At 36.2% G+C, this 17,513-nt stretch carries 19 protein-coding genes, 1 tRNA gene and 1 pseudogene; 10 read left to right on the forward strand and 11 right to left on the reverse strand.

Annotation, left to right across the window (positions count from 1 at the left end; translation table 11 throughout):
• Nucleotides 1–67: 67 nt before the first annotated feature.
• On the reverse strand, nucleotides 68–652 hold the full coding sequence (locus tag OVA16_RS14980) for a hypothetical protein (protein ID WP_267760936.1): 585 nt from the start codon (nucleotides 650–652) through the stop codon (nucleotides 68–70).
• Nucleotides 653–870: 218 nt separating this feature from the next.
• Here OVA16_RS14980 and OVA16_RS14985 point away from each other — a divergent pair, with 218 nt between their 5' ends.
• Both OVA16_RS14985 and OVA16_RS14990 read left to right on the forward strand, forming a co-directional pair.
• Nucleotides 871–1,389: a glutathione peroxidase gene (locus tag OVA16_RS14985; protein ID WP_267760938.1), complete on the forward strand. Its 519-nt coding sequence runs from the start codon at nucleotides 871–873 to the stop codon at nucleotides 1,387–1,389.
• 422 nt (nucleotides 1,390–1,811) lie between these two features.
• Nucleotides 1,812–2,582: a zinc-dependent peptidase gene (locus tag OVA16_RS14990; protein ID WP_267760940.1), complete on the forward strand. Its 771-nt coding sequence runs from the start codon at nucleotides 1,812–1,814 to the stop codon at nucleotides 2,580–2,582.
• A 40-nt stretch (nucleotides 2,583–2,622) separates the two neighbouring features.
• Here the strand turns inward: OVA16_RS14990 and OVA16_RS14995 are convergent, their stop codons facing one another.
• The 3 genes from OVA16_RS14995 to pdxH all read right to left on the reverse strand — a co-directional run bounded on the left by OVA16_RS14995 (nucleotide 2,623) and on the right by pdxH (nucleotide 5,839).
• Nucleotides 2,623–3,348: a polyprenol monophosphomannose synthase gene (locus OVA16_RS14995; RefSeq protein WP_267760943.1), complete on the reverse strand. Its 726-nt coding sequence runs from the start codon at nucleotides 3,346–3,348 to the stop codon at nucleotides 2,623–2,625.
• Between the two features lie 92 nt (nucleotides 3,349–3,440).
• On the reverse strand, nucleotides 3,441–4,907 hold the full coding sequence (locus OVA16_RS15000; protein ID WP_267760946.1) for a peptide MFS transporter: 1,467 nt from the start codon (nucleotides 4,905–4,907) through the stop codon (nucleotides 3,441–3,443).
• Nucleotides 4,908–5,188: 281 nt separating this feature from the next.
• A complete protein-coding gene (pdxH, locus tag OVA16_RS15005) occupies nucleotides 5,189–5,839 on the reverse strand; it encodes a pyridoxamine 5'-phosphate oxidase (protein ID WP_267760948.1) in 651 nt (216 codons plus the stop codon).
• 113 nt (nucleotides 5,840–5,952) lie between these two features.
• On the opposite strand from pdxH, the gene OVA16_RS15010 reads away from it, so the two are divergent.
• From OVA16_RS15010 to OVA16_RS15035, 6 genes and pseudogenes are all read left to right on the forward strand, one after another.
• Nucleotides 5,953–6,516: a YqgE/AlgH family protein gene (locus OVA16_RS15010; RefSeq protein ID WP_267760950.1), complete on the forward strand. Its 564-nt coding sequence runs from the start codon at nucleotides 5,953–5,955 to the stop codon at nucleotides 6,514–6,516.
• A gap of 51 nt (nucleotides 6,517–6,567) precedes the next feature.
• Nucleotides 6,568–7,290, forward strand: a complete 723-nt coding sequence (locus OVA16_RS15015) for a lysophospholipid acyltransferase family protein (protein WP_267760952.1) — start codon at nucleotides 6,568–6,570, stop codon at nucleotides 7,288–7,290.
• A gap of 87 nt (nucleotides 7,291–7,377) precedes the next feature.
• Nucleotides 7,378–7,668: an Asp-tRNA(Asn)/Glu-tRNA(Gln) amidotransferase subunit GatC gene (gatC, locus tag OVA16_RS15020; RefSeq protein WP_267760954.1), complete on the forward strand. Its 291-nt coding sequence runs from the start codon at nucleotides 7,378–7,380 to the stop codon at nucleotides 7,666–7,668.
• A gap of 122 nt (nucleotides 7,669–7,790) precedes the next feature.
• Nucleotides 7,791–8,549 (forward strand): ABC transporter ATP-binding protein, encoded by a 759-nt coding sequence (locus OVA16_RS15025; protein ID WP_267760956.1) that lies wholly within the window; start codon nucleotides 7,791–7,793, stop codon nucleotides 8,547–8,549.
• Nucleotides 8,550–8,628: 79 nt separating this feature from the next.
• Nucleotides 8,629–9,065: pseudogene (locus OVA16_RS15030) on the forward strand (cob(I)yrinic acid a,c-diamide adenosyltransferase); the annotation flags it as partial.
• 195 nt (nucleotides 9,066–9,260) lie between these two features.
• Nucleotides 9,261–9,482, forward strand: a complete 222-nt coding sequence (locus OVA16_RS15035) for a DUF2795 domain-containing protein (RefSeq protein ID WP_097129232.1) — start codon at nucleotides 9,261–9,263, stop codon at nucleotides 9,480–9,482.
• 308 nt (nucleotides 9,483–9,790) lie between these two features.
• On the opposite strand, the gene OVA16_RS15040 is transcribed toward OVA16_RS15035, so the two are convergent.
• The 4 genes from OVA16_RS15040 to OVA16_RS15055 form a co-directional block, all read right to left on the reverse strand.
• A complete protein-coding gene (locus OVA16_RS15040; protein ID WP_267760968.1) occupies nucleotides 9,791–10,237 on the reverse strand; it encodes a hypothetical protein in 447 nt (148 codons plus the stop codon).
• Entirely contained in the window at nucleotides 10,234–10,662 is a 429-nt protein-coding gene (locus OVA16_RS15045; protein WP_267760971.1) for a hypothetical protein, read from the reverse strand. Before OVA16_RS15045 ends, OVA16_RS15040 begins: the two co-directional genes overlap by 4 nt.
• 253 nt (nucleotides 10,663–10,915) lie before the next feature.
• Nucleotides 10,916–11,000, reverse strand: a tRNA-Ser gene (locus OVA16_RS15050).
• A 160-nt stretch (nucleotides 11,001–11,160) separates the two neighbouring features.
• Complete coding sequence (locus OVA16_RS15055; RefSeq protein ID WP_267760973.1) at nucleotides 11,161–11,781, reverse strand: phosphatase PAP2 family protein; 621 nt, start codon at nucleotides 11,779–11,781, stop codon at nucleotides 11,161–11,163.
• A 115-nt stretch (nucleotides 11,782–11,896) separates the two neighbouring features.
• Here OVA16_RS15055 and OVA16_RS15060 point away from each other — a divergent pair, with 115 nt between their 5' ends.
• Both OVA16_RS15060 and OVA16_RS15065 read left to right on the forward strand, forming a co-directional pair.
• The gene (locus tag OVA16_RS15060; RefSeq protein ID WP_267760976.1) at nucleotides 11,897–12,688 is read left to right on the forward strand and encodes a HipA family kinase; all 792 of its coding nucleotides are present in this window, start codon (nucleotides 11,897–11,899) and stop codon (nucleotides 12,686–12,688) included.
• Nucleotides 12,678–13,061 carry a DUF3037 domain-containing protein gene (locus OVA16_RS15065; protein WP_267760978.1) on the forward strand — a complete coding sequence of 128 codons (384 nt, stop codon included), beginning with the start codon at nucleotides 12,678–12,680 and terminating at the stop codon, nucleotides 13,059–13,061. The genes OVA16_RS15060 and OVA16_RS15065 overlap by 11 nt, the downstream gene beginning before the upstream one ends.
• Nucleotides 13,062–13,121: 60 nt before the next feature.
• Here the strand turns inward: OVA16_RS15065 and OVA16_RS15070 are convergent, their stop codons facing one another.
• From OVA16_RS15070 to OVA16_RS15080, 3 genes are read right to left on the reverse strand one after another with little or no spacing between them, the layout of a single operon-like run.
• Entirely contained in the window at nucleotides 13,122–13,643 is a 522-nt protein-coding gene (locus tag OVA16_RS15070) for a DUF3347 domain-containing protein (RefSeq protein ID WP_267760981.1), read from the reverse strand.
• A complete protein-coding gene (locus OVA16_RS15075; RefSeq protein WP_267760983.1) occupies nucleotides 13,640–16,075 on the reverse strand; it encodes a zinc-dependent metalloprotease in 2,436 nt (811 codons plus the stop codon). Before OVA16_RS15075 ends, OVA16_RS15070 begins: the two co-directional genes overlap by 4 nt.
• A 6-nt stretch (nucleotides 16,076–16,081) precedes the next feature.
• Nucleotides 16,082–17,509, reverse strand: coding sequence for a RagB/SusD family nutrient uptake outer membrane protein (locus tag OVA16_RS15080; protein WP_267760986.1), 1,428 nt, complete (start codon nucleotides 17,507–17,509; stop codon nucleotides 16,082–16,084).
• Between the last annotated feature and the right edge of the window lie 4 nt (nucleotides 17,510–17,513).

Genomic DNA, 17,513 nt, shown 5'->3' on the forward strand with positions numbered 1-17,513 from the left:
AAGCGAAAAATCTTTCGTTGCATGGGCAAAAAAACTTTCTTAGTACGGGCGAAAAATTTTTCGTCCACTACTTCCAACTAACCAATTCCATTTTATATTTAAAACCTCTGGTAATAACCCCTGTACTTATGTTTTTATCAACAGCTTTTACTTCCTTAACTACTAGGCCAATGTTTTTAGCATAAGTTTCGTCGTAAATATCTTCCCTAATTAAATTAACTTCATTGTACTGCTGAATAGAAATGGTAGAATCTAATTTATTGGTTCCAATAGTTAAAGGAACGTTTAAATCTTTTACCTCGTGTGGCCAAGCACCTAAATCGTTATAAAGGTTGCCGTTCCAGGTAGATTGTAAAGTAGGCGGAAATACCAATCTTACATATCTTTTATTGTCAATTACTTCTTCGGCCCGGTTACTAATGATTTTTCTAACAATAACTTTTTGAAAAGTCCAGTCGTCGGTACCAATTTTCTTAAATCGTTCTATTCTAAACGCTTCGTTACCTTGGGCGTCTATCAACTTATTGATAGTGATATCTTTTAATTGGAAAATGTAATTGGTAGTAGAGTTATTAAAGTTGTTGTACACCGTAGAGTCTACATTATATATTACTTCGGCGCCAACATTTAGCGGGAAATAGTTATAGTTCATCTCTGGTTTAGGTTGGTTTTTTGATTTATTGCACGAAAACAAACTAAACGATGCTACAAGCATGAAACTAAGACTGTATAATATTCGAGTTGATTTCATCGAATCAAATATATAAAAACACCTTTGATATTTCTTACTTTACCCATTGCGATAAAATATTAATGATGTAGATAAACCATTTTCTATCTATATTCGTTTTATAAAAAATTATAAAAATTATGATAAACACATTGTTGATATTTTTTGGCTTGTTTATGGCCCCAAACCCGCCGAAAGACATTTATGGTTTTTCTTTTAAAACACTAGATGGTAAGGAAGTAAAACTCTCTAAGTTTAAAGGCAAAAAGATTTTAATTGTGAATACCGCTTCTAAATGTGGTTACACCAAACAGTACGAGGATCTAGAAAAACTACACAAGCAATATGGCAAGAATGTAGTTTTAATTGGTTTTCCATCGGCAAATTTTGGTGGACAGGAGCTTGGTACCAATGCAGAAATTAAAGAATTTTGCTCAAGCAAATTTGCTACTACCTTTTTAATAGCCGAAAAAAGTGATGTGAAAGGAAAGGATATTTCTCCATTGTTTCAATATTTAACCTCGCAAGCCAACCCTGATTTCACTGGAGATATCAAGTGGAATTTCGAGAAGTTTTTGATCAATGAAAAGGGCCAACTGGTACACCGTTATCGCTCTGCTGTAAAACCTTTAGACGAGCAAATTGTTAAGAATTTGTAATTTCTTTTCATTCCGAAGAACGAGGAATCTGTTATGAAATAGGTTCCTCGTTTTTTTATTAACTAACGTGATTTCGGGATAAGATAATTCTGCTATTTGCTAGCGATAGCACTTCAAATCTTCGTTCAGCTAATTTTCGGTCTTTTATTTTTCGGGCCGCACCTATGAGCCAAAGCACTTTCTTTGAAAGAAACCTGCGGAGCAAGCATGAAGACAATTAAAAACAAAAGCTACACTGAATAAATAAGCAACCGAGAGTTTATCAGCAAAGCTGATGAGCTCCGTAAACTCCGGTTTTGTTACTTTTTGCGGTCAAAAAGTAAGAGCCCAGCGGCGGCGAGCTAAAAAAATACTTCCAATGCGAATTTCTCAAGAATGGTAAATACACTTAATCCGAACTCACGTTAACCAATACTATACCTATGAACTACTATCCATACTTTATTCTTTTTGTATTTTTTGCCGTGGCACTTTACTTTATTTTTCGCAAAAAGAAAGTGATCATTACGCCGCTATCTGTAGATGATAAAAAGCTTTTAGAAAACCACGTAACGTTTTATGCTGAATTGGATAAGGAAAAGAAAAACCTTTTTGAGGAGAAATTAACTCGCTTTTTAGGCAGTGTAAAGATTGAAGGCATTGGTACAGAGGTTAGCGCATTGGATAGGATTTTGGTAGGAGCAAGTGCTGTTATTCCTATATTGGGCTTTAACGATTGGGAATACCGTAATTTAGGAACGGTGTTGCTTTATCCAGATACATTTAACAAAGATTTTCAGTTTGGCGAGGGCGATAGAAATATTTTAGGCATGGTTGGCGATGGCTACATGAACGGCCAGATGATTTTATCTCAATCTGCTTTACGGCATGGTTTTTCTAAAAGCGCTGGTAATGAAAATACAGGTATTCACGAGTTTGTTCATTTAATTGATAAGTCTGATGGCGCTACAGATGGTGTGCCTCAGTATTTTATACAACACAATTACACCATACCTTGGGTAAAAATGATGCATCAAGAAATTGCAAAGATTGAAGATAACAAATCAGATATCAACCCTTATGCTATTACCAACGAAGCAGAGTTTTTTGCCGTTACTTCAGAATATTTCTTTGAAAACCCAGAACGGATGAAAGATAAACATCCTGCTTTATACGACAGTTTGAGCAAGATTTTTGGTCAGCAGCTGGCCTAATACCAAACAACTAAAAAACGAATAACCAAACAACTTGTTGTTATCTCTTGTAATTTCTGAACCAGCTATTCACTTTCATTTGTATTACACCTAAAAAAGCTTCCCTAAAAATGCGGGTACTCATTTTTGATGTTCCCTCGGTTCTATCTGTAAAAATAATGGGTACTTCAACCACGTTAAAGCCGTATTTAATTGCAGTAAACTTCATTTCAATTTGAAAAGCATAGCCCACAAATTTGATTTTTTCCATAGGGATAGTTTCAAGCACTTTTCGAGTATAGCACTTAAAACCAGCGGTAGCATCTTGTATATTGATCCTTGTAATTAAACGAACGTACATTGACGCAAAATAAGACATCAAAACACGTCCCATTGGCCAATTAACTACATTTACACCTTTTACATACCGAGAGCCAATGGCCACATCAGCACCGTTTACACAGGCATCTCTCAGCTTAATTAAATCGTCTGGATTGTGAGAAAAATCGGCATCCATCTCAAAAATATATTGATATTCTCTCGCTAAAGCCCACTTAAAACCATGTATGTAAGCTGTACCTAAACCCAATTTACCTTTTCGCTCTTCGATATGTAGCATTGGAAATTCATCCTGCAAATTTTTTACAATTTGTGCCGTACCATCTGGAGATCCATCGTCGATAATCAAAATTTCGAAATGATAAGGTAACGAGAACACCTTTCGAATAATCTTTTCGATATTCTCTTTCTCGTTGTAAGTAGGTATAATGACTAAACTGTCTGACAAAGTAATTTTAAATTTTAGATGCAATTCGCTTTGCGAAAGTAAGTAATTTAACCTGATGTTTATGCTTTGCTGTTTCGTTAAAATGTGTTAAACTACCTAATGTTGCCCATCCATTTCTTTAGTACTGGAACCAGAAAGAAAATAAATATACCAATACCAGCCGAATAGATAGAGATTTGAAGTAACACATTGGCATAATAAGGCAGAGATAAAACGGGGTTATTTGCTTCTACAATAGCTTTAGGAATGCTCATTAATGCACCTATTTTGCCAGCTAGAAATTCTCCAATTGCAGTAAAGAAGAAGAAAATCCCCATCATTAAGCCTACAATATTTACTGGCGATAGTTTGGTAATCATAGATAAACCTACTGGCGAAATGCACATCTCGCCGCAAATGATAAAGAAATATCCGCCAGCAAATGCAACCAAAGGGATAAGACCATGACTTAAACTAGCTTGGCAGGCTAAATAAAAAGTGAAAAAACCAGCCGCTACGAAAATAAATGACATGGCAAATTTGGCAGGAGTAGAGGGCTCTAAACCGCGTTTATTTAGCCATGGCCACAATGAGGCAAACACCAAACTGAGTATAATTACCCAAGCTGGTGGTAAAAAATTGTTTACTGATAGGGCAGGCAGCGCCGTTCCAAAAACGTGCATATCTACATTTCTCATGGCAAAAAGGTTTAGCGAACCCGCATTTTGCTCATAAAATGCCCAGAAAAATGTAGAAACTACTACCAAAGTTAAAGCAGAAAGTAATTTGAACTTGGCTTCCTTTTCTAGTTTCGATGATAAATAAAGAATATAAATAACAGAAATTACAGCAAGCCCAAGCATGATACTGTCTAAAGCCTCGTAATAATTAAATAAGGTTACAATTAAAGGTAAGGTTACAAAAGTGAGTAAGTAAATGGTGTATTCTACGGTTAAAAAACCTGCAATTTTTCGGTGTAAATCTTGCGTTAATGGCAAGCCTTTTTCTTTTAGGGAAGCTTTACCAATGATAAAAACTACCAAACCCAATACCATGAAAATACCCGCCAAACCGAAGCCGTAGTGCCAATTAATTTGTTGACCAACGTAGCCACAAAGCAGGCCGCCCAAAGCTGCTCCAATATTAATTCCCATATAAAACAGCGAAAATGCACTGTCTTTTTTAGGATCGTTATTGTCATAAAGCGTACCCACCAAACTAGATACGTTAGGCTTAAAGAAACCGTTTCCACAAATAATGAAGGCCATGCCATAAAAGAAACTCCAATCTTGTGGTACGGCCAGTACAATGTGCCCAATTGCCATCATTACGCCACCAAAAATAATGGCCCTACGGTATCCCAGAAATTTATCGGCCAGCATGCCGCCAAACATGGGCATGGTATAAACCAAGGCAGAGTAAGCACCTAAAATAGCATAACCCTTAGGCTCATCAAATTTCAGTTGAGTAACCATGTAGGCTAACAATAAGGCTTTCATTCCATAAAACGAAAACCGTTCCCACATTTCAGTAAAAAATAGGAGATAGAGCTGTTTAGGGTGTTTTGTTGTTTGGTTCATTAGTTCTAATAGGAATTAGGTTATAGGTGCTAGATATTAGTTTTAAATGAGCAGTTAGTAATTCATTATCACATCAACTTATTATCCAACTAACGTGAGTTATTAGGCTTAATCTCGGCTAACCGATCCAGAAATAAAGTTGAAATATCCATAATTCACATTGGTTGTCAAATTAATAAAGCTTCTAAGTCTTTTAGGAATTAGTTTTAACTGAGCGGCTAGCAATTCATTATCACATCAGCTAATTATCTAATTATCAAATTAAGAAAACTTTCTACTTATTAAGGCGCTAGGCGTTCAATTCTCCAGCTCCCGTTTACAAAGGTGTATTTTATTCTGTCGTGTAACCTGCTAGACCGGCCTTGCCAAAATTCAATTACAGTAGGTTTTACAATATAACCGCCCCAATGTGCAGGCTTTGGTATTGTTTTGCCTTCGTATTGCTTGGTCAATTCTTCTACTTTGTTTTCTAAAATTTTGCGGCTTGCAATTACTTGGCTTTGTGGCGAAGCAATGGCACCAATTTGACTACCTACCGGGCGTGAGTTAAAATATTGTTCTGAAGTTTCTTTGTCTAATTTTTCTATTTTACCTTCAATTCTTACCTGACGTTCTAATTCTGCCCAAAAAAAGACTAAGCAAGCCAAAGGATTTTTTTTAATTTCTTTACCTTTTTGACTAAGATAATTGGTGTAAAAACTGAAACCATTTTCATCAAAGCCTTTTAACAACACAATCCTAGCGTTTGGCCGTCCAGTTTTATCTGCGGTTGCCAGTGTCATTACGTTGGGTTCAAAAATCTCTGCGTTTACGGCATCAGAAAACCATTTTTCGAACTGTGCCATTGGATTTTTAACTATATCACTTTCACTTAACTCGGCCGCTTTGTAGTCTTGGCGCAAGTTTTGTAACATTTCTTTAGTAAGCTTCATGTAGCAAAAATAGCGTTGTTACCACACAAATTGCTATATCATTTCATTTTTATTTGATTGGATGAGCACAATCATTTTTGGCATATTTGAATAATATTTTGTTAATTTACTTTATGTTAAGCTTATTAAATCCATCTACTGGTAAGTTACTCATCTCGGAGCCATTTTTGGCCGATCCGAATTTTAAACGTTCTGTAGTATTACTTGCCGAATATAGCCATGAAAGCGCTATGGGGTTCATTTTAAATCAACCAAGCAATTTGGTAGTTAAAGATCTTATTCCAGATTTATGGATGGCAGATTTTCCTGTTTTTATTGGTGGACCGGTAGAAATAGAAACCATTCATTTTGTGCATCGCTGCTATGATAAATTAAATAGTGGAGAAGAAATTGCGGAAGGCGTTTATTGGGGTGGAGATTTTGAGACACTAAAATTACTAATCAACAACAATAGTGTGCAAGAAGATGAAGTGAAGTTCTTTTTAGGCTATTCTGGCTGGGGCTTTAACCAATTAGAAGATGAATTGGTAACCAATACTTGGATTGTTTCAGATCAATATCATCAGGATATCGTATTTTCTAATAACGAAGAGGAGCTTTGGAAAGAGGTAATTATTAACTTGGGGCCTAAGTACGCACATGTAAGTAATTTCCCAGTTGATCCTAATTTAAACTAAGGCTAACATTTACACTTCTACATCAATTTTATAAAATTGTATCTTTGATAGATGATTAAACTGCTCCGAAGAATACACCTAATTTATAGTTTGGTTTGTATTCTGCTCTTTTTTATACTTTTTTTACCCTTTTATTATTGCTTCACTAGACATCCGAAGTATTACGGTATACTCAATAAATTTCGTACGGCACATGCTTGGATTTCTTCTACTTTAGCTGGTTTTTTTCTAAGATTTAAGTTCGAAAAAAAGCTTGATCCCAACCAAACCTATATTTTTTGCGCTAACCATACGTCAAATTTAGATATCATTATCATGTGTGCATTGGCACGTGGCAGGTATCATTTTATGGGCAAAGAAGAACTGATGAAGAACCCAATTTTAGGTATCTTCTTTAAAACCATTGATATTGCAGTATCAAGATCGAGTAAAATATCTTCTTTTAGGGCCTTTAAAAAGGCGGCTGATAATTTAGAAAAAGGTATGAGTTTAATTATTTTTCCAGAGGGAAAAATAGACGATGTTTACCCGCCAGTTTTACAAGATTTTAAAAGTGGCCCATTTAGGTTGGCTATTGAAAAAAATATACCTATTGTACCCGTAAGCATTGCCAACCTTTGGAAAATGATGTGGGATGACGGTTTTAAACACGGCACCAGACCGGGTATTGTAGACATTTATGTGCACGAACCAATTTTAACTAGTACATTAGCCGTAGAAAACGACGAAGTGCTGAAAGAAGATGTTTACAAGAAGATTTATAGCAAGTTGTAAAAGAAATAAACCACAAAGACACTAAGAATGAAAATTAGCTGAATTTTTTCTTTGTGGTCTTAGTGTCTTTGTGGTAAAAAAAAGCAAATGATAATAGATAAAAATACAGTATATAAAGTAGCTGATTTAGCTAGAATTGAAATTAAGGACAACGAAGTTGATCATTTGACTAAAGAAATGAACAAGATCCTTACTTTTATGGAAAAGCTGAACGAATTAGATACAGAAGGCGTAGTGCCTTTAGTTTATATGAACAACCAAGCTAATGTTTGGCGAGAAGATGTGGCAAAAAACGAAATTACTACAGTTGATGGTTTAAAAAATTCGGCAGTGCATAACGAAAACTTCTTCTTGGTGCCAAAAATTATCGAGAAATAGAAGGTAGTTTTCAGTGTACGGTAATTAGTTAATAGTTTGCGTTTAATCGATTAACCAATAATTTTCAAAATACTTTGTAACATTGCAATGAAAGCTATCGTCTAAAAACCAAAAAAATAGCAATGCAGAAAGAACTCATAACCATTAAAGATATTGGCCGTAGGTACGTTATTGGTACCGAGGTTATTCATGCGCTAAAATCTGTAAGTTTAACGATTAAACAAGGCGAGTTTGTGGCTTTAATGGGGCCTTCTGGTTCGGGTAAATCTACATTAATGAACATTTTGGGCTGTTTAGATACACCAACCAAGGGAGATTACATCTTAAACGGCACTAACGTAAGTCACATGTCTGATAACGAACTGGCAGAAGTTCGTAATAAGGAAATTGGTTTCGTTTTTCAAACCTTTAATCTTTTACCCAGATCAACTTCTTTAGATAATGTGGCATTGCCCTTAATTTATGCCGGAGCCGGCAAAAAAGAGCGTGATGCACGTGCCCAAAAGGCGTTAGAAAACGTAGGTTTGGGAAATAGGGTAACGCACAAACCTAACGAATTATCGGGCGGACAACGCCAGCGTGTAGCCGTAGCAAGAGCCTTGATCAATAATCCTTCAATTATATTGGCCGATGAGCCCACAGGTAATTTAGATACTAAAACATCTATTGAAATTATGGGGCTTTTGGAAGAAATACACAGTAAAGGCAACACCATTATCTTGGTAACCCACGAAGAGGATATTGCCCAACATGCACACAGAATTGTACGTATGCGTGATGGACTGATAGAAAATGACTACATTAATGACGACATCAAATCTGTTTCGCCACGCTTAAAAGCCATACAAGAAAGCGGTAACGATTTTGAGAATATAAATTAAGGTTGAAGGTGAAAAAGGCGTAGGGCATAAGGTCAGGTCATCCCTATACCTTAAAGCTTAAACCTATTACCTTAGCAATATGAAAATTTACACCAAAACCGGCGATAAAGGCTTAACCTCATTAATAGGAGGTACCCGAGTAGCCAAACATCATATTCGTATAGAGAGTTACGGCACAGTAGACGAACTTAATTCTTACATTGGTTTGGTAGCTTGTCAGGATATTGACACACAGCATCAAACTATTTTAAAAGAGATACAGGATAGACTTTTTACCATTGGAGCTTCTTTGGCTGCAGATCCAGAAAAATCGAAGATGAAAATTCCAGATTTGTTGGAAAGCGATATTACGCTATTAGAAACTGAGATAGATAAAATGAATGATGCTTTACCTGCATTAACGCATTTTATTTTACCAGGGGAAATACCGTGGTATCTTATTGCCACATTGCTAGATGTGTTTGTAGAAGAGCCGAAAGATTAAGCGTAGCCTTGGCCGAAGGCAGTTTTGTAGACAATAAAGTTACAGTTTACTTAAATAGATTAAGCGACTATTTGTTCGTTTTAGGCCGAAAATTAGGACAAGATGCCAATGCAGATGAGCATATTTGGATACCCCGAAAAAATAGTTGAAAAAAATATTTGTTTTGCTCATTTTTTTGCCTGCTTTGCGCAAATAGAACATTTAAAGAATTAATAATTATTTAAGATATGTATTGGACCTTAGAATTAGCATCGCATTTGGAAGACGCACCATGGCCTGCAACTAAAGATGAATTAATTGACTATGCTATCCGTTCCGGAGCGCCTGTAGAAGTGATTGAAAACCTACAAGCTTTAGAAGATGATGGCGAGCCTTATGAAACTATAGAAGAGATTTGGCCAGATTATCCTACCAAGGATGATTTCTTCTTTAACGAAGATGAATATTAGAAATATAAAGCCTCAATGAAAATTGGGGCTTTGTTTTTTTAAAATTCACTAGGGCATCAATTTTTTAAATCACTATGTGTGAAGTATGCAAAACCGCTTTATATAAATAAGTACGCTATGTAGATGTTAATTGTTGATAGCTTTTGTGGTAACAAATAAATAACCTAAAACAGCCCCAGAGGTGCTTATAAAATAAATGTTTCTTTTTTGACCAAACTAACTTTCCCTAATTTCAGTTTTTACAGCGCAAAATTATAAAATCTACTTTTCTTAACTAAATAGAAGCTTTATAGATTGTAAATTGGCGGTTAATTACTGTTTTTTTTAAGGATAATCTTTCTGAGTTGTAGAATGCCATTGGTAAGATGATGTTTCTTTGGGGTAAAAAATGGTAGACTTAACACCGATAGCAGAGAAATACCAGCCGAAGCTCCTAAGGCACCGCCATAACCAGCAAAAAAAGTACTTGTGTTTAAATAGATCATAGCAAATACTAAGCCTGCTATAGCTAATTTAATGTAGCTATCTACTATTTTTTTAGAAACCATACCAATAAATGATCCACCAATAAAAACTACAGGTATATTTTTGGTTAAGTATGGCGTTAACACATTAGGGAAAAAATAAATAAACAAAGCAACTAAGAGAGATAACAAAGCTGATGACCTAACTGGCCCTTGCTTTAGCTTGTGGTTAGTAAAAAATGTAAGTATTGCAGCAATAACGGCGGTTATAGTAATGATAAATATATTCATTTTTTGAAAATTAAAAAGAAAATGAACGAGGTAATGGTAACCGCCGTAAAAGCAACCGTACCAAGCTTGCCTCCTAAACCATTGAATAAGCTTTTAGAAACCAATAACAGTACGCCAGCGAAGAAAGATGCCGCAAGTATAAAGTAAATGGTTGAGGCGATGGTTAAGCTTGTCATGCCGATAAATGCCCCACAATAAAATGTAGCGGGCAACTGCTTTAAATAAGTAGATTTTCTATTGATAGTAGGAATAAAAGAGGCAGTAGTGCCTACAATACCAGCAGAAATTACTGGGCCAAGATGATAATGATTGTTTAAAAGATAGCAAGTTAATGCTCCAGCTGGTATCCAAATTACAATTAATATGTGTTCGTATAAGTTGGTTCTGTGATGTATTGGCGCCTTTATGTAGGAAATTAGTAACAACAAGCACAAGAATATAATCACGAAGGGAACATATTTGTTTTGAAGTTTTTCAACGAAAATGGCACAAAGAAACAACAATTGGATAATTAGTGTAAGAATAATAACGAAGGTTCTGATCTTTTTTTTGCCATTATTTGGGTGTAATGTTGCTGTCAAAAGTTAAGTCTTAAACTAAACAAAGACTACCTAAATCAAAATCCACAAAAAAAGCCCATTAACTAAATAAGGGCTTGTTTTTGTTTGTTTTTACCAGCGGAGAGCGAGGGATTCGAACCCCCGGACCTGTTACAGTCAACAGTTTTCAAGACTGCCGCATTCGACCACTCTGCCAGCTCTCCGCCGCAAAAGTACAAACTCTAATCAATTCTGCAAACTTTGATTAAAAAAATGTTAAATAATTTTTTAAAAAGCTGTTTAAACGATATTAAAGGGGGTTGCAAACATAAAAAAGATGAAGTTGATAATCTCTTTATACTCCCAAAAAAGTGGATGCGAATGTTATTTAGATTTTCGGTAGCAATAAATTAGAAATATCAAATACAACAAGCCAATTAATAAACCGCCTATAATATCGGTAAACCAATGTGCACCTAAATAAATTCTGGATAGTGGGCCCACTATAAACATAAAATAAGCAAACAAACTGATTATATTCCTTAAATAAGTAGGGATAGATTTTAACTGCTGCATCAATACTATTAGAAAACCAAAAAAAACCACGTAAGAAAGTGTATGGCCACTTGGGAAACTATGGTTCTGATAACTTTCTATTAAGGTAACGTGTTGGTTTGTTGGTCTGGGGCGACTAAATAAAAATTTTAAAGAAAGGGTTATTAAGCCAGTAAAAGAAATGGCCACTATAAACAATGCTTCTCGCTTATACTTGAAAATATAAAACAATAAAGACGTTATAACTATTGCAACAAAGGCTACTGCAACATTACCAAATGCGCTAATCCAAATCATTAGCTGATCTAGATTGGTGTTGCGGTATTGCTGTACAAATCTAGAAATACTGATATCAAATTCGTTTATTGGGTTGTTGCTAACAAAGATGGCTAATAGTATAAATGATAGCAGTATTAAAATGGCTAAAATTGTACTTCGAGATTTGAACATATTTACGAAACAAGTTTGGGATAGTTATTTACCAAATATCAGTTTTTTGTTAGCTTATACCAATTAGTCTGGGCAAATTTTTTGGTTACTGATCTTTAGATTACCTTTGAAGCGTATGGTAAATACAACAGCGAATAAATTAGAACTACGAACCGTTAATGTTACACGTTATGTAACGCCTTTGCGAGAAGGTGGTTCTATGCCCGCAATTGCCGAGGCAGATGATGGATTTTTATATGTGCTAAAGTTTAGAGGTGCAGGGCAGGGGCATAAAGCCCTCATTTCTGAAATTATTGGTGGCGAGATTGCTCGTGCTTTAGGCTTACGAATGCCCGAATTGGTTTTTGCTAATTTAGATGAGGCATTTGGCAGAACAGAACCCGACGAAGAAATTCAAGATTTGTTGAAGGCCAGCGTAGGCTTAAATTTGGCATTACACTACTTATCGGGAGCTATCACTTACGATCCAACCATTAACAAAGTGGATGCTAATTTGGCGTCTAAAATTGTATGGATGGATTGTTTGCTAACCAATATGGACAGAACGCCAAGAAACACAAATATGTTGTACTGGCATAAAGAATTGTGGTTAATTGATCATGGAGCTTCCCTTTATTTTCATCACTCTTGGCAGAATTGGCAAGAACAAGCCAAGCGCCCATTTGTATTGGTAAAAGACCACGTGCTCTTACCTCAAGCAAGCGAAATTACCAAAGTTGATGCCGAGTTAAAAGCAATTTTAACGCCGCAGTTGATTAATGATATTTTAGCTTTAATACCTGATGAATGGTTGGATGAACGTAGTTTTGAAACCGCCAAAGACCAGCGGAAAGCTTATGCCTATTTTTTAAATACTCGAATTGAAAACTCTTCAGTTTTTGTTAACGAAGCCGAAAATGCAAGATAGACACTTATTTGAGTATGCCGTAATTCGGGTAATGCCTAGGGTAGAACGAGAAGAATTTATTAACGTGGGCATCATTATGTATTGTAATAAACTAAAGTATCTGAAAGCCGCATTTCAAGTTTCGGCAGAAAGGTTAAAGGCTTTAAATTGCGAGTTAGAAACAGAGATTATTGAAGAAAACTTGAACGCCATTGTAAATATTTGCAAAGGAGGGAAGTTAGCTGGGCCAATTGGCCAATTGGATTTAGCCAGTAGGTTTAGATGGTTAACAGCAACCAGAAGTACGGTGGTACAATGCTCAAAAGTGCACCCAGGGTTTTGTATAGATGCCGAAGAAACTTTAAATAAACTGATGCAAGAATTGGTTTTATAAGACAAATGCGGCTTCTATCCAGACAGCCGCATTTTATCAAACTAAACCTAAATTTACTCTTTATAAACTTGCTTTAACTTCTCCGCAAGTCAACATATTTTTTGGATAGTAAGGGTTTTTAATATCCTTACTTTCACTTAACCAAATATCGCCAGTCATTGGGCAAACTTGTTGGTATAATGGCATATCGGCTGGTTTCAACTTATCTGCAATAGCCCAAAACTTAGTAGAAAGCGTACTAAAAGCTTTGCGTTGTTTATTAATATTTTTAGTTGCTGCAATTGCTGTAGCAAGCGCTACAATTTCCTTTCTCGTAGTTGTAGCTTCATTCATTTTTTCTAAAGTCAGTTTTTTAAACTTGAATTTACTAAATGATGTGATCAAAGCTTTTGCATTGTTTACTGCTGCAACACTATCAGAGGCAATAAAATTATTACTTAAAGCTAAGTAGCTGTTAACTAACTCTTTTTTTTGTGTTTCGCGTTGCGCTACTAATTCTGGTGTAACCTCTTTCTCAGACATGGTTTGTGCCTGCGCTATGCTGCTAATGCCAATTAGTGTGGCTATTATTAATTTTTTCATACTTCTGTTTTATTAAGTTTCGAAATAATTTTGTCGATATCTAGTAAAATGCTCTCTAAATGCTGTTTGTTAAATCCATTGGTTGTGGCCATTAGTTTTACAATATCAGCTCTTAGCTGTATTAAATGTTGCTGACCATAAAGTCTAACATCGCTGCGTTGTGCTGTATTTAAAGCCTTGCCAGGTTCTACTTCTTTGGGTAGTAACAACATACCCATTTTCTCGATGTAACCACGCTGTAAACTTCTTCTGTAAACATCTAGTTTTTCATCGCCCGAAAATTTAATCCAAACGGTTTGTTGTAGGTCATTTAAAAACTCAGGAACGGTATAAGCCCCCTCAAACTGTAATGCTTTTTGACTAATATTATAAAGCATACCCGAACTTAGCAGCATATTAAGCACTTGGTTTTGTTGGTCCGAAATCTCGTCTGCCGCTTTCATTGGAATAAGCTGCGCAATTTCTTGTGGATACATCCAAAGTGGAGCAACAAATACATGTCTACCTACATAATCGATAGCCGATTTAACTTTTGCTTTTGGGATAGGCCTATAAACCACTGCCTTTTCATCTGCTGTTCTTTTAGTTACGTAGTTATTGCCAATGTTTTTTAATACATGATATAGGTACCTTCCATATTGCCTTACTACGGCTTTGTGCATGTCTGACAAATTATCATAAGCATCGTTAGGTTCGTAAGTCCAAGCAATTAAATTAGGCACTACACGTTTCAGGTTTTTAATACCATAGTCGCTAGCTACCATGGCATCGTCGCCTAAATCTTCCGATTGGCTACGTGGGTCTTCATCTTTGCCTTCGCCACCAAACCAAAGTTTCGGATTTGCGGCTAAACTTTCTGTAGTTAATTTAGCTAAAGTGCTTTCTTCTTCAAATTCGTCTTTTAACTTCGGGAAAAATGTATATCCCCATTTAATTGCCCATTCATCATAAATACCAATACGTGGATAAATTCCTTTCGGACTGATATTGTCTTCTGGTTGTGCCACGTAATTGAAACGGGCATAGTCCATGATAGACACGGTGTGGCCGTTAGCTTCCACCCATTTCTTATCTCTCAATTTTTCTACCGGAGTAGCGCTGCTAGCGCCCATGTTATGGCGTAAGCCGATGGTGTGGCCAATTTCGTGAGAAGAAACAAAGCGGATCAATTGTCCCATCAACTCATCGTCCAAATGCATTTTTCTGGCTCTTGGATCTAATGGGCCTGCTTGGATCATGTACCAGTTTTGCACTAATTTCATCACATTGTGAAACCAACCTACATGGCTTTCTATGATTTCGCCACTACGAGGGTCACTAATACGTGGGCCGTAAGCATTTGGTGTTTCAGAAGCGTAATATCTTACCACAGAATAACGAGCATCTTCTAAGCTCATGGTGGTATCGTTTTCTGGCCATTCTTTACCTACAATTGCATTTTTAAAACCAGCCGCTTCAAAAGCTTTTTGCCAATCGTTAATACCTGCAATTAAATACTTGCGCCATTTTTTTGGCGTAGCCGGATCTATGTAGTACACAATTTGCTTTTTTGGTTCTACCAATTGTCCAGCTTGGTATTTCTTTATGTCGGCATCTTTAGGCTCTAAACGGTAACGCTGTACAATGTATTTGGTTTGTGCACGTTGCTGATCATCATCAAACAAAACATATTTATTAGCAAAAAAACCTACTCTTTCATCGAAAAAGCGTTTGCGCATTGGCACTTTTGGCAAAAGTACAATAGAGGTATTAAGCCTAAGCGTAATGCTTCCAGCGCTTGCGGTAGCATTGCTGTAAGTTTTGGTTGTTTTAACTTCAATATTGATAGGGTAGGTGTTGATAGCTTCGATAAAAGACTTATCGTCTGCCAAAGAAGTGAGTTTCTTTTCTGATTTTTCACTATTGGCCAATGAAAACATTGGATTGTCTTTTTTGAAAGCATCTGTCACTTCAATTACCACATTTCCAGTAGTAGGATTGGTAGTTTTAATAGGGAATGCGGCAACAATTGGATTTTCGTTACTGCCTGCTATGGCTTTGGCCAACATTGCATCTGCATTACGAATATCTTGTTTGTATTGTAATGATCTTAAAAATACGGTATTGTTGGGCCCTTTTTCAAAATAAATAGTTTGTTCGTTAGCTTTTTCGCCACCAAAACTTCCCATGCCTTGCGGTGTAGCTAAATAACGTGTTACTGTTAACAAATATCTATTAAACAAACTATCAGGAATTTCGAAATAAAATTTAGTGTCTACCTGAGATACAGTAAACAATCCTACTTTGCTTTTGGCATTGGCAGTAATTACTTTATTATAAGGCTGTAAACTGCTTTTTTGCGTGCTATCAGCTTTTTTATCGGGTGGCGTTTGCGAATAAGCATACTGCTGCGAGGCAGCGAGTATGCTTAATATTACGAGTAGTTTCTTCATCTAAAATTAAAAAGGAATTTTTTCGTCTGTATTTAGGGTAAGAGAAGGATTTAATCTCAATACATTTAAGGGAAATGGAATGATATATAACCTTGAGTTGGGCTGCAAAGTGTAGGTTTGTTGCGGCACAGTTTGATTTACAATTGGGAATTTGCGTACCAATGTTTTAGCAAATTCGGTTTCTGTGTTTAACCTTTTCAAATCAAAAAAGCGATGGAAACCAAGTACCAATTCTCTTCTGCGTTCGTTTACCACTAACTCCATGGTTTCTTTTCTAGTAGTAGGTACGGCCAAGTTTACGGTACCGCCAGCTAAAATACGTTTTGCTCTTAGCTTGTTAAGGATATCTACAGCTTCGGCAAATTTGTTATCTCTAGCATAGCATTCTGCTAACATTAAATGTACCTCGGTGGTTTTCATGCCCACGGTAGGCATAAAGAAACGCGTAAATGCTACGCCCCAATAGGCTGTATTAGAACCTTGATCGAGATTAGATGCGTGGGTAGAGTTGTAAAAGAGATTAAAACGGGCATCATTGTTACCGAATAGCGTTCTCAACTCTGGGCTAATGATGTTGATGTACGAAAAGTTAAGTTCTGTATTACCAGTCATGTACATATAGCTTAACACTTCTGGGTTGTTGCCTGCGGTAATTGGCTTAACCGTTGGGCCACCTTCTGCAGCATATTTTACCATGTCGAAAATTTCGCTATTGTAGCTCAAAGATTTTTCTGCCGCTGCTTTGGCTTGCGCAATTTCGCGTTTAAACAAATGTACTTTGGCTTTTAAAGCATAAGCAAAAGCCAGAGATGGATGGTAAACATCTAAAGGTTTTTCTTGTAGATAAGGTAAGGCCTCGTCAATGTCTTTTTGTATAAAATCATAAACTTGGGCTACTGTAGATTTTTTCGGCTGCGCTTCCAAATCAAATTTATCCATGATGCAAATACCACCATCGGTTGCTGCAGTTTGCGGATCATAGGCCTTGGCATAGTGGTTTACCAAAAGGAAATGGTCATGCGCTCTATAAATTTTAGCTTCGGCTTTTGCCAGCTGTTTAATACCTGCATCGCCTTTGCTATCATCTACTAACGAGATAATGGTATTCCAACGGTTAATGTAGCTGTAAGCTTGATTGTAAAAGCTTGACGAGCCATACAAAGAAACCCGATCTACAGTTTCGTTAAAAGTAAAATTGATGATATCGATATTTGGCGTTCTGCCAATTACGTTTGCCTCACGCATCCATTGATCGTCTGATAAATATTGAAAGTTATTTACCGGATAACCACGATTTGGTAGCGAAACCATTTCGTGAAATTGTGATGCGTTTTCTACAATTAACGATCCTTTTGGGGTAAGGTCGGTATATTTTTTGCAAGCAGCAAAACTCATAGCCGCAATAGAAAATAATAATATTTTGATGTGCTTCATGATG

It is taken from the genome of Pedobacter sp. SL55 (assembly GCF_026625705.1).
Classification (GTDB): Bacteria; Bacteroidota; Bacteroidia; order Sphingobacteriales; family Sphingobacteriaceae; genus Pedobacter.